This window comes from Mucilaginibacter sp. P1_D10 (genome assembly GCF_056406215.1).
The window spans coordinates 246,542-258,814 of sequence record NZ_JBFUAP010000005.1 but is presented as its reverse complement, the minus strand read 5'-3'; the positions used below and the strand labels follow the sequence as shown (position 1 = coordinate 258,814).

12 protein-coding genes are annotated in these 12,273 nt (G+C 49.0%); 4 read left to right on the top strand and 8 right to left on the bottom strand.

Translation table 11 applies throughout. The features are described 5' to 3' along the window. Positions 1-22: 22 nt before the first annotated feature. Together AC1DYT_RS09905 and AC1DYT_RS09900 are read left to right on the top strand one after the other, a co-directional pair. Positions 23-2,422: a hypothetical protein gene (locus tag AC1DYT_RS09905; protein ID WP_477469456.1), complete on the top strand. Its 2,400-nt coding sequence runs from the start codon at positions 23-25 to the stop codon at positions 2,420-2,422. An 82-nt stretch (positions 2,423-2,504) separates the two neighbouring features. Beyond that, entirely contained in the window at positions 2,505-2,978 is a 474-nt protein-coding gene (locus AC1DYT_RS09900; protein WP_477469455.1) for a DinB family protein, read from the top strand. A gap of 130 nt (positions 2,979-3,108) precedes the next feature. Here the strand turns inward: AC1DYT_RS09900 and AC1DYT_RS09895 are convergent, their stop codons facing one another. After that, positions 3,109-3,741 (bottom strand): HAD family hydrolase, encoded by a 633-nt coding sequence (locus AC1DYT_RS09895; protein WP_477469454.1) that lies wholly within the window; start codon positions 3,739-3,741, stop codon positions 3,109-3,111. A 151-nt stretch (positions 3,742-3,892) separates the two neighbouring features. Between AC1DYT_RS09895 and AC1DYT_RS09890 the strand changes: the two genes are divergently transcribed. Further along, positions 3,893-4,066, top strand: a complete 174-nt coding sequence (locus tag AC1DYT_RS09890; protein ID WP_294949703.1) for a hypothetical protein — start codon at positions 3,893-3,895, stop codon at positions 4,064-4,066. A gap of 5 nt (positions 4,067-4,071) precedes the next feature. On the opposite strand, the gene AC1DYT_RS09885 is transcribed toward AC1DYT_RS09890, so the two are convergent. After that, positions 4,072-5,310: an MFS transporter gene (locus tag AC1DYT_RS09885; RefSeq protein WP_477469453.1), complete on the bottom strand. Its 1,239-nt coding sequence runs from the start codon at positions 5,308-5,310 to the stop codon at positions 4,072-4,074. 177 nt (positions 5,311-5,487) lie between these two features. Beyond that, a complete protein-coding gene (locus tag AC1DYT_RS09880) occupies positions 5,488-6,066 on the bottom strand; it encodes a nitroreductase family protein (RefSeq protein ID WP_477460250.1) in 579 nt (192 codons plus the stop codon). A 166-nt stretch (positions 6,067-6,232) separates the two neighbouring features. Between AC1DYT_RS09880 and AC1DYT_RS09875 the strand changes: the two genes are divergently transcribed. Then, on the top strand, positions 6,233-7,459 hold the full coding sequence (locus tag AC1DYT_RS09875) for a dicarboxylate/amino acid:cation symporter (RefSeq protein ID WP_477469452.1): 1,227 nt from the start codon (positions 6,233-6,235) through the stop codon (positions 7,457-7,459). A gap of 139 nt (positions 7,460-7,598) precedes the next feature. On the opposite strand, the gene aroC is transcribed toward AC1DYT_RS09875, so the two are convergent. The 5 genes from aroC to AC1DYT_RS09850 all read right to left on the bottom strand — a co-directional run bounded on the left by aroC (position 7,599) and on the right by AC1DYT_RS09850 (position 12,236). After that, a complete protein-coding gene (gene aroC, locus AC1DYT_RS09870; protein ID WP_477469451.1) occupies positions 7,599-8,690 on the bottom strand; it encodes a chorismate synthase in 1,092 nt (363 codons plus the stop codon). Between the two features lie 178 nt (positions 8,691-8,868). Then, positions 8,869-10,206 carry a 3-phosphoshikimate 1-carboxyvinyltransferase gene (gene aroA / locus AC1DYT_RS09865; protein ID WP_477469450.1) on the bottom strand — a complete coding sequence of 446 codons (1,338 nt, stop codon included), beginning with the start codon at positions 10,204-10,206 and terminating at the stop codon, positions 8,869-8,871. Between the two features lie 23 nt (positions 10,207-10,229). Further along, the gene (locus AC1DYT_RS09860) at positions 10,230-10,676 is read right to left on the bottom strand and encodes a hypothetical protein (RefSeq protein WP_477469449.1); all 447 of its coding nucleotides are present in this window, start codon (positions 10,674-10,676) and stop codon (positions 10,230-10,232) included. Continuing rightward, on the bottom strand, positions 10,645-11,028 hold the full coding sequence (locus AC1DYT_RS09855) for a hypothetical protein (RefSeq protein ID WP_477469448.1): 384 nt from the start codon (positions 11,026-11,028) through the stop codon (positions 10,645-10,647). Before AC1DYT_RS09855 ends, AC1DYT_RS09860 begins: the two co-directional genes overlap by 32 nt. A 77-nt stretch (positions 11,029-11,105) precedes the next feature. Further along, positions 11,106-12,236: a chorismate mutase gene (locus AC1DYT_RS09850; RefSeq protein WP_477460255.1), complete on the bottom strand. Its 1,131-nt coding sequence runs from the start codon at positions 12,234-12,236 to the stop codon at positions 11,106-11,108. Between the last annotated feature and the right edge of the window lie 37 nt (positions 12,237-12,273).

Here is a 12,273-nt window from a genome sequence, read left to right as displayed (position 1 = left end):
GATATAACAATATTTGATGAACATGAACAGTAAGAAAATATTAGAGTTGCTTAAGCACACTTTGTTTATGCCGGCGCTTGCGCTTCTGGTTGCCCAGAGCCACGCTCAGGATGTACAGCCACTGCAAAATGCTTTTAACCAATACACGCAAAAAGCCTTGCAGGAGAAAATATTCGTGCACACAGACAAAAGCACCTACCTGGCCGGGGAGATTATCTGGTTCAAAATATACTGCGTAGACAATGCTTTGAACCGCCCTTTAACCCTTAGCAAGGTGGTGTATGTAGACATTTTGGATAATACCCAGGCAAGCGTAATGCAAGCCAAGATAGCGATGAAGAATGGTACAGGCAGCGGCTCGCTGGTGGTACCTGCATCAGTTGCAAACGGCAATTATAAGCTACGGGCTTACACCAGTTGGATGAAGAATTTTGGCCCGGAGGGCTTTTTCGAGAAAGTAGTTACCATCATAAATCCATTGCGCACGCCGGAGCCGACAGCCAAAATACAATCGCCCAATCTCCACGTGCAATTTTTCCCGGAAGGGGGCAATCTGGTGGTTGGCTTACCTGCTAATGTTGCTTTTAAGGCCACGGGCAAAAACGGGGAGGATTTAACATTTAAGGGTGCCATCCTAAATGACCATAACGATACGGTGGCTCGTTTCCAGCCGCTTAAATTCGGCATGGGGCATTTTGCCTTTACGCCTGTTGCGGGCAGTACCTACCGGGCCGAAATAAAGGTCGGCAACACATCGTCGGTTGTGGCGTTCCCGGCTGTAACCGCTAAGGGTTATACCATGCGCGTTACCGATGCAGGCAACGGCACGCTGAGCGTAACCGTAAATACCAATGCCGGCGATGGCCAGGCGTACCTTTTCGCCCAAACCCGCGGAGTAGCCAAAGTGGCCCTCAGCACCGCCGGCAACGCAGGCGTGGCCGTATTCGCCATCAGTAAAGATAAACTGGGCGATGGCATTACGCAGCTTACCGTTTTCGATGCTAACCGCCAGCCCGTTTGCGAACGTTTATATTTTAAACGCCCTAAACAAAGCCTGTTTGTTGATGCCGCCGCCGATGCGCAGCAATACGCTACGCGCAAAAAGGTGAACGTAAGCGTAGCCGCTAAGGATGCCGCAGGCAAGATGCTGGCATCGGGCTTATCGATGTCGGTTTACCGTATCGATTCCCTGCAAACGGCCGACCGGCAGGATATCCTGAGCTACTTTTGGCTCGGGGCCGACCTTAAGGGCAATATCGAATCTCCGGGGTATTACTTTACCGCTACCGGCCCCGAAGTAGACGAGGCCACCGATAACCTGCTGCTTACGCAGGGCTGGCGCAGGTTCCGTTGGGAGGAGGCCCTGTCTGGCACTGCGCCCGCATTTAAATACCTGCCCGAGTATAACGGTCACTTGGTGATTGGTAAAGCAACAGATGCCGCACAAAGAGGAGCTAAAGATGTTACGGCCTACCTGGCCGTACCGGGCAAGCGCGTACAGGTTTTTGCGGCAAGGAGCAACGCCGACGGAATATTATACTTTAATACCAGCGAATTGTATGGTGCCAACGAGATTGTAGTACAAACCAATACCGAACGCGATACTGTCCACAAACTGGAGATATTGAGCCCGTTTTCTGAGCAATATAGCACTACCGCCCTACCTGGCTTTGAACTTACGCCCGGCATGCAGGGCGCATTGACGCAGCAGAGCCTGAGCATTCAGGTGCAGAATATTTATGCCGGCAATAAGCTGAGGCATTATAACCTGCCCGCGGTAGATAGCGCGGCGTTTTTCGGCAAACCGTTTAAAACCTACAAGCTGGATGATTTTACCCGCTTCGTTACCATGGAAGAAGTGGTACGCGAGTACGTGCGTGAGGCCTACAGCGTATCTAAAACAAAGGGGCGGTCGCATATCACCCTGATGGACAACAAAACCCCGCTGAACGGCGACCCGCTGGTAATGGTTGATGGCGTGCCGGTGTTCAACCTGAATAAACTGATGGACGTAGATCCGCTTAAGGTGCAACGGCTGCAGGTTATGCCCAACCGCTACTTTTGGGGGCCCGCAATATTCGAAGGCATCATGAACTACACCACCTATAAAGGCGACCTGGGCAGCTCCGAATTGGACCCCCACGCCCTGGTAATGGACTACGAAGGCATGCAAATACAGCGCGAGTTTTATTCACCCGCGTACGATACCGAAGAGCAGATACGGAGCCGTATGCCCGATTTTCGCAACCTGCTGTTCTGGTCGCCCGATATAAAAACCGGTACGCAAACGGCCAACAAAGTTGCTTTCTATACATCAGACCAGACCGGCAAATACTTCGGCATAGTACAGGGGATGGATGCCAAGGGCGATGCTGCCGCGCAAACCTTTACTTTTGAGGTGAAGGCGGATAGCAGGCCTTAAGGGGTAAGTCAACAAACCGTAAATTTCGGTAGGGGAGACGCCAAAACCGGTGTAGTTGCGCCATCTTTATCGCAAAAAAAAGATGGAGCAGCAATTATTCGTAACCATGGCACTGCAGGGATGGAACACCCAGGTRGCACGTGCCGAAAAATATTTTAATGCCCTTAGCGATTCCGATTTCCAGAAGACGATAGCACCCGGCAAAAACCGTATCATATACCTTTACGGCCACCTTACCAGCTACCACGGCCTGCTTAGCGAAACCCTGGGCATTGGTGAGGCCCTATACCCCGAATTGGCCCCCGCATTCCTCCGCACGCCAGATGGCCCCAGCGTAGATGCTTATACCGTTGGGCAGCTAAAACAATATTGGGCAGATGTACACAGCCGTCTAAATGAGCTATTTGCCGCTTTGCCAGCCGAAGATTGGTTTAAACGCCATAACGCCATGACGGATGAGGACTTCGCCAAGGACCCCACCCGCAACCGCCTAAGCGTGTTGCTCAGCCGCACTAATCATATAGCTTATCATTTTGGGCAATTGGTGTTGGCGTAGGGATTTAGATTAACATCATGCATGCTTGTTTCAGTACCCCACACGGCGGGTTTACGGTATGCAAAGTGGGTTAGCATAGTGGCCACTATTATGATGGGGTGCTGAAAAGATCAGCATGACGTTATAGTGTTTAACTACCCTTTACTATCCTTACCACATCCATATAATCCTTCCCCCTATAAGTTACGGTAGCATCGGTGTGGCGGTCGCCCGGGTCAAATAGGAAAGTATCTATGCCCAATTCTACGGCTGCTTTTATTTCAGATTTGGGGTCGTCGCCTATTACCAGAACATCCTCGGTGGCGTAGCCATTTTCGGCCATGATGTTGGCAAAAACATCCTTTTTGGTTTGGGATGACTTCTCGGGGTCCACGATATAAATACCTTTGAAATCTGCTTCAATACCCAGCATTTTTACCTTGCTCATCTGCAGCTTAGTAAAGCCGGTTGTTACCAGGTATTTATCTATAGCAATACTTTGTATCTGTGCGTATTGCTCAAACGCCCGCATGGGTATATCCAGCTCAATGTTATTAAGCATTTCCATGCCTGCGGCTTTCAGTTCGGCACTGAAGCCGAATTCGTCGGCCACGTGTTGGTATGGGCGGCGGGTAAGCTCGTCTTTGGCTTTGTTTACCATATCGCTGTCGGCAGGTTCTAACCGCTCGTCTATCAGTTTAAACAGGTGACCGAATAGGTGGTTGGCTATAGAGTTTACCGGGTAGATGGTATTATCAAGATCGAGGATGAGGACGCGTTTCATGGGGGTAAAGATAGGGAGGAGGGTTGAAACTAAGGGTTTCGAAAATTTAAATTAACGTGTTGAAAATTACTTTAGTTAATTGGTGAAACCTTTTGCCCAACCCTGCGTTGCCTCCATAACATATTCACAATTAAATCCTTACAATACCAGCATGACAAACCCATCCTCCCCCAAAAGAATCACCTGGATTATTGGCTTAGCCTGCGGCATTGCCGGCATCATAGGCCATTTAATAGCCGTGCCCTATTTAACCCTTTACAGTTTTACGCTGGTGATGATAGGGTTTATTGTTTTGGCCGTGGGCACAACTTTCCGCGGCTTTTAAAGGCCTCATTCCTGCATCTCCGCTTCGGCGGCTTTGATGTCGGCCACTACTTTGCTTTCGGCGTTGAATTTATACATCAGCAATACGCCCACGGCTACTACAGCGCAAATGCCGCCAAGCAAGCTCCACAGTACCTTAAAGCCGCCGTGCTGTATCACCTGTGCACCTAATGCCGGCGCTATAACCTGCGCTGCCGACCAGGACATGGTGTACAAAGCCGCGTACTGCCCACGGTTATGATCAGACGAGCGCGTAACCCAAAATGAGGTACCGAACGGCATGCTCAGCATCTCGCCGAAGGTGATGATGATAACCACCAGCAAGCCTGCGACAGCAGTGGGCGGCAGGTAGTTGAGCAGCAGGAAGCCGCTGCCTGTAACCACTACGCCACTTGCAATGTATATCAAAGGGTGCTTTTTGCCCTCCAGGTAATTGATCATCACCATCTCTACCACCACGATGATAATGCCGTTAAGTGCCAGCAGGAAGCCGATAAATCGCTCGCCGAAGTGCCACTCCAGCTTGTAGAAAACCGGCTCCATTACAAAAAACTGGAAAAAGCAGATATTGAAAAGCGTGGTCAGTCCGATAAACAGCAGGTACGTTTTATCTTTATAAGCCGAGGAGGCAGCAGCAACCGCGCCCACAACTTTAACCGGCTTTTGATAGCCCGAGCGAGGCATCAGCCATAACAGCATCAGCGCTGCCAATATATTGGTGCAGCCATCTACCCAAAACAATAAATGATAATTAAAAGATGCCAGAAAACCGCCGGTTGCCGCGCCGACCGTCCAACCCAGGTTTACCGCCAGGCGATGCAGCGAGTAAGAGCGTGTTTTGTTTTCGGGACTGCTGTAATGGGCAATAGCCATAGAGTTTGCCGGGCGGAAAGATTCGTTGCAGAAACTGAGTACGAAGGTACCCGCCCCCAGCATAACGAAGGTATGTGCAAAGCCCAGCAGTATAAACATCAGCCCGCCTGTAACCAACGCACCCACTTGCATATCGTAAAAGCCAATCTTATCAGACAGCAGCCCGCCGCAATACGCGCCGATGATAGAACCAATGCCAAACAAGGCCATTACGGTCCCCGCCTCGGCCACCGTAAAATGAAGTTGGTTGATGCAATAAATGGTGAGGAACGGCACAACCATGGTACCGCTGCGGTTTATAAGCATCACTATGCTTAGGTACCAATTGTTGCGGGCTAACCCGCTGTAAGCGTTTTTGTAAAGTTGTAACACGGCTTTAGTATTAAGGCGAATTTAACAGGATTTAACTGCCTGGTTATCCGCCGGTGGCTTTATTTTTTATATGGATCTCTTTTTTGCCTCAAGGCAATTTGCAAAGGCCCTAAAAACAGAACACCCTCGCCGGTCAAGCCGGGAGGGTGTCGTTATACGTTCCGTCCTGCTGGCTTGCTATTTATTCCAGGTAATTTTTTCTTCAATAGGCGTTTTGCGGACGCCTGCTGGCTGTGTTTCGGTGTAGCCCAGGTAAATGACGCCTAACACGCTATCCTCTGCACCCAGGCCGAAATGCTCGGCAAAGGCAGGCTTAAGGGCCATACCGCCGGTGCTCCAAAATGCGCCTATGTTAAGAGCCGTTGCACCCAAAAGCATGTTCTGCACGGCGCATGATGTCGCTATCACTTCTTCAAACTGCGGTATCTTTGGTAAATCGCCGCGTTTTTGGTAGGCGATAACCACATGCGAGGTATTATTGCCCTGGCTGCTTAAATTGGCAAAAGTGGTTGGGTTAAAAGTTTCTTCGGTAGTGCCGGCCTTATATATTTCGGCGTGCTGGGCGCAATATTTCAAAGGTTCTTCAAAAACAATGAAACGCCATGGTTCGGTTAACCCGTGGGTAGGCGCCCAGTCGGCGAGCTCTAAAATAGAGGCTATGTGGCCGTTGGGTATCTTATTGCCGTTCATGGTAGAGGGCTTAATGGTACGGCGGCCTTTGATGATATGAGCGATAGTTGCGAAAGTAGTCTCCATTTGTGATGCTTTTTTAGCTGAAAGGCAAAAGTAGCAAAATAGGCTTTGATGCTGTGCAGATTTATCAACTTTCTGAAAAGTCTTGGTCACAGTCGGTCCCACCGCAATATAGTCCGATAAATTTTTTACTTTCACCGATGCCGTTTTGTGGAGGCTTAATTTACTTATGAATAACAACTGGTTTAAAAACTACAGTAGTATTATCTGGCTGCTTACGGGCATTATTGCGGGTACTATAGCAGGTATCGTGCTGAAGAAAGATGCCGAGGTGTTGAAGCCTATCGGCGATCTGTTCCTCAACCTGCTGTTCGTGGCCGTGATACCGCTGGTGTTCTTCGCTATTTCATCGGCAATAGCCAACCTGCAGGGCACGCAGAAGCTCAGCCGCATCATGGCTATCATGACCGGCGTTTTTCTGGGTACTGTGATTGTAGCGGCACTATTAACTATTGCCGCATTATGGGTGTTTCCGCTGGATAACAGTATGGCCAAGGCTGCAGCCGATGTTTCACAGGATGCCGGTAAAAAATTCTCGGGCGATTCTATCGTGCAACTGTTCACCACCAGCGAATTCTTCAATTTACTTTCCCGCAAAAACATGCTGGCCATGATCATTTTTGCCATTTTAGTGGGTTTTGGCGCACTACGAGCGGGTGAAAAAGGGAGGGCTTTCAGCGATTTTTTAAACGCCGGCAACGAGGCTTTCAAACAAGTTTTCATTATCATCATGAAAGCCGGGCCGATTGGGCTTGGTGCCTATTTTGCCTACCAGGTGGCAGAGTTTGGCCCGGCATTATTTGGCACCTACGCACATACACTAGGCATTGGCTACGGGGTGAGCCTGTTTTATTACGCCGTATTTTACAGTCTATATGCATTTATCGCCGGTGGTGTAAAAGGCATCCGCAGGTTTTGGAAAAACAATATCATCCCCTCTGCCACAGCGGTTGCCACATGCAGCAGTATTGCTACTATACCCGCAAACATCGACGCTGCCAAAAAAATGGGCGTAAGCGATGTTATCGCCGGCATAACCATTCCATTGGGTGGGCCATTACATAAAGACGGTTCCAGTGTGTCCTCAATCCTGAAAATGGCTGTGGTGTTTGCCATGTTCGGCAAAGGGTTCGATAGTGCCGGCGTAATTGCCGTAGCGCTGGGTATGACGGTGCTGGTGAGTATTGTAGAAGGTGGCATCCCCAACGGTGGGTACATTGGCGAATTGCTGTTCATCTCGGCCTACGGCTTCCCGCCCGAGGCGCTTCCTCCCGCCATCATTATCGGCACATTGATAGACCCCGTAGCAACCCTTTTGAATGCCACGGGAGATAACGTAGCGGCCATGGTGATTAATAAGTTTGCGGAGGGGAAACTGGTGCCTGAAGAAGGATAAGATGCCCTCGCTAGTTTCTCCTGCCTGGCATATGTCGATATACCCGAAAGCCCCGTTCAATCTGCTTTAAAAACAGATTAAACGGGGCTTTTGTTTGAAATATACTCGGAGTGATTTAATGTAAAGGCTGGCTGCTGTCTTACAGTTTCGAATTGCGGTTCCTTAACCAGTGGTCTGCCAGTACCAATGCGGCCATAGCTTCTACAATGGGCACGGCGCGCGGTACTACGCAAGGATCGTGGCGGCCCTTGCCGGATATTTCGGCGGCGTTGCCTTCGCTATCTACCGTTTGCTGGTTGTGCATAATAGTAGCTACGGGTTTAAAGGCCACCTTAAAATCGATAGGCATACCATTGCTTATACCACCCTGGATACCGCCGCTGAAGTTGGTGATGGTGCTGACCTTACCCGCATCGTTGGTGATAAAAATATCGTTATGCTCCGAGCCGCGCATTTCGCTGCCGCCAAAGCCCGAGCCGAATTCAAAACCGTGTACGGCGTTGATGCTCAGCATAGCTTTACCCAGGTCGGCGTGGAGTTTATCAAATACCGGATCGCCAAGACCGACGGGACAGTTCTGGATATGGCAGCTTACTTTACCGCCAACGGTATCGCCTTGTTTGCGGATACCGTCGATAAATTCTATCATCTCCACGGCAGTGGCCGGGTCGGCACAGCGGACGATGTTCTTCTCGCGTTCGGCTAAGAAATCTTCCGCGCTGGTAATGGTAACATTAGGCGCATCAATCTTACCGACGCTGCTTACATGCGCCAGTACTTCTATGCCTTGTGTTTTTAGTAGCAATTTTGCTAAGGCACCTGCAGCTACGCGCGCTGCAGTTTCGCGGGCAGAGGAGCGGCCCCCGCCGCGATGGTCGCGGATGCCATATTTAGTATGGTAGGTATAATCGGCATGCGAGGGGCGGAAAACATCCACATTGTGCCCGTAATCCTTAGAGCGCTGATCCTCGTTGGGGATGATCATGGCGATGGGTGTGCCGGTAGTTTTGCCTTCGAACGTACCCGAAAGTATCTTCACGGTATCGGCCTCTTTACGCTGTGTGGTTATTTTGCTTTGGCCGGGCTTGCGTTTATCCAGTTCGCCCTGTATGTAATCCAGGTCTACCGTTAAGCCCGCCGGGCAACCGTCTACTATTACGCCGATAGCTTCGCCATGCGATTCGCCAAAAGTCGTTATCCTGAATAATTGCCCGAATGAGTTACCTGCCATGATGTTAGATGTGCAAATGTGCAGATATGCAAATGTGCAGATTGTTTAATGTTATATTAATGATCGACCATATTATCCACTACGTCATTGCGAGGCACGAAGCAATCTCTAAGCTTTGCATCTCCGCCTTGCTTATCGGGAGATTGCTTCGTGCCTCGCAATGACGCGTTGGTTTTATTTAAACTTCGCGATACGCGAACCCTACTTTCTCCAGGTCTTTCCAAAATGCCGGGTATGATTTTTCTACTACGTCGGCATCTTCTATTTCCAGTTCTGGTATCAATATCGCCAACGGCGCAAAGGCCATGGCCATGCGGTGGTCGTGGTATGTGCTTACGAACATGCGCTGCGGCAATTGCTTTTCGCTGCAGTCCAGTTTGTAAACCTGGCCCTTTTCAATCAGCTTCACGCCAATTTTGGCCAGTTCGGTTTGCAGGGCCAAAATACGGTCGGTTTCTTTGATTTTTAAGGTTTCCAGCCCGGTGAAGGTTGCTTCGTGCCCTAACGTCGCGCATACTACGATTACGGTTTGCGCCAGGTCCGGGCATTCTTTCATGTCGAATATCTTGCGGAAGATGGGCTTTACCTCTTTGGTTAAATACACGCCGCCATCCTTAAACTGCGAGGTGATGCCGAAGTTGGCCATAATCTCGGTAATCACGCTATCTCCCTGCAGGCTGTATGATGTCAGCCCCGGCAGGAATAGTTCGGCTTCGTCGCTCAAAGCGGCTATGGCGTACCAGTAAGATGCTGCGCTCCAGTCCGGTTCGATGTGTAACGATGTAGTTGCAAAACCTTGATTTGGTATAGAGATGACATTCGCCTCCCAGGTGTGCAGTATATTCGCTTCCTTAAGCATAGCTAAAGTCATTTCCACATATGGGCGCGAAGTTAATTCGCCTTCGATATGTAATTCCAAACCAAAAGGCAGCTTGACAGCGATGAGTAATAGCGCAGTGATATACTGGCTGCTGATATTACCTTTTATACTGATCTTACGAGTACGCTGCTCAAAGCTGCCTTTTAGTTTGATAGGGGGGTACCCCTCTTGCTCTTCATAATCAATTTCGGCACCCAACTCCCTCAGCGCATCAACCAATATCCCTATCGGCCTTTGCTTCATCCTCTCACTGCCTGTTAATATTATTTCTTCATTACCAATAGCATAAAACGCCGTTAAAAAACGCATTGCTGTACCGGCGGGACCGATGTTTACAAGTTTTAAGTCTTGAGTCTGAAGTCCTGAGCCTGAAGATAGGAGTTTATCTTCGATAACTTCTACTTCATGTACCTCATCATCACCCACGACTACTTCCGGACTTTCGACTTTAGACTTCCTCAAAATTCCCGCCAACAACACGGCATCTGCCGCATCAGAAATATTCTCAACTTTTACCTTACCGTCGCTAAGCGCCTCTATGATCAAAGCGCGGTTGCACTCGCTTTTCGATCCGGTGAGCTGTATAGTGCCCTTTGCCGATTTGCCTGTTTTGGTAAGTATGATGTTATGCTTCATTTACTTAATAGTTCTCGGATAGTTTAATTTGCCGCTATCCATGTTTTTGCAAATTCAATAAATGCTTCGTTTACAAAGCTAAATACAGTTACGTTGGGGATATGGTTCACTTCCAGCAAGTAATTTTGTCCATCGGCACCTACCATATAATCTACCCCAACAATTTCGAGAGCGAAATGAGCAGCGATGTTTATGCTGTCTGCCAGTAAGCCCTCATTTATCTTCATTTGTCCCGCACCATCATTATGGATGGATTTTAGCCAGTCATCGCCTGTAAGTTTTATCTGCCAGGCTTTGTCGCCTATCAGCATAATTCTTACTGCATCGCCGGTTATAAACGTTTCAATAACAGAGGTCTCGTTACTTTGCCAATTGCCTACGAATCGTTCCTTGTCTTCTCCACAATGCCATATACCCCATTTTGCAACGCTTTCCGTTTCAGCAAAATACTCGTCCCGGCCAATAACCATTCCACGCTTGATACCCGGAAACCCGGATGCCTTCAGCGCCCTTTACCAAACCGGGTATGCGCTGCCGGAGGTCCATCATGGCCATAGCGTTGGGTAAACAAGGCCCGTTCCACAATGCGAGTAAGGTTATAAAGTCAAAGTCGTCCTCAAATATCCCGTGAAAGATAACAGCATTTATCTTGAGGTATTTGCCCGGCACTGTCGTGCTTTCGGCAAATAACTCCCCTTCAATAAGCTGCACTTTCGGCAAAACATCGGTGTGTAAAATAAGGTAGTTAAACCCGATACCTTGTTTTATTGCCTGTAGGTCTTGAGGTTCTAATCCTACTATCAGTAACCTTTTCTTTTCCATTGCCTTCAATTTTATAGGGGCAAAGGTGTAGTTTTTGCGCCCTGTGATACACGGCGCAAAAACTTATTTAAAGTTCCTTACGCGTGCGTTAATTTCTCTGCTGGTGCTGCTGCCTGGTCGCCGTTCATGATCTCGGTTTGCTTACGGATAGACTCGCTGTGCATCAGCTCAAGCAATTTCTCGGTAAACTCGCCGCTCAACTTAAGCGCTTTGGCGTAGCCAATACGTTTGTTTAATATCTCGTCCCAACGGTTTACTTGTAAAATGGTAATGTCGTTGTCTTTTTTGTAGTTGCCAATTTTCTCTACTATTTGCATACGCTCTGCCATTTTCTGGATAAGCAGGTCGTCAATTTTGTCGATCTGGTTACGCAGCTCGGCCAGTTTGTCGTTCACCTCAGCATTGCGGACTTCCGGTTTACGCAGGTGCAGGTTGTTAATGATATCTGCAAGGGCAGCAGGGGTAACCTGTTGTTTGGCATCTGTCCAGGCTACGCTTGGGTCGATGTGCGACTCGATCATCAGACCCTGCATATCCAGGTCTAACGCTTTTTGCGATATGTAGCCAATCAGATCGCGGTTGCCGGTGATGTGGCTTGGATCGTTGATGATAGGCAAGTGCGGCGCAAGGGTTTTAAGGCCAATAGCCAGATCCCACATTGGTTCGTTACGGAAAGCTGATTTCTCGTATGAAGAGAACCCACGGTGAATAGCTGCCAGTTTGGTGATGCCTGCATTGTTAATACGCTCTAAAGCGCCAACCCATAAGGAAAGATCGGGGTTAACCGGGTTTTTAACCATCACCGGTATATCAACGCCGCGCAATGCATCGGCAATTTCCTGTACGGTGAAAGGGTTAACGGTCGACCGTGCGCCAACCCAAAGGATATCAACACCTGCTTTCAAAGCTTCTTCTACGTGTTTGCCGGTAGCAACTTCTACTGCGGTTGGCAAGCCTGTTTCAGCCTTAGCGCGTTTTAACCACTCTAAGCCAATGCTGCCAATGCCTTCAAATTCGCCCGGGCGGGTACGTGGTTTCCATATGCCAGCACGCAACGCGCTAACCTTGCCGGTTTTTGCTAACAGGTGTGCGGTGGCTACCAATTGGTCTTCTGTTTCGGCGCTACATGGGCCGGCAATTAACAGGGGTTCTATACCGGCTTTATTGATCCAGGTATTAAGCGGTTGTATGTTTAAATTCAGTTTCATATTATTTTTTGTTTTGTGATTTCACCGATTAGGATGA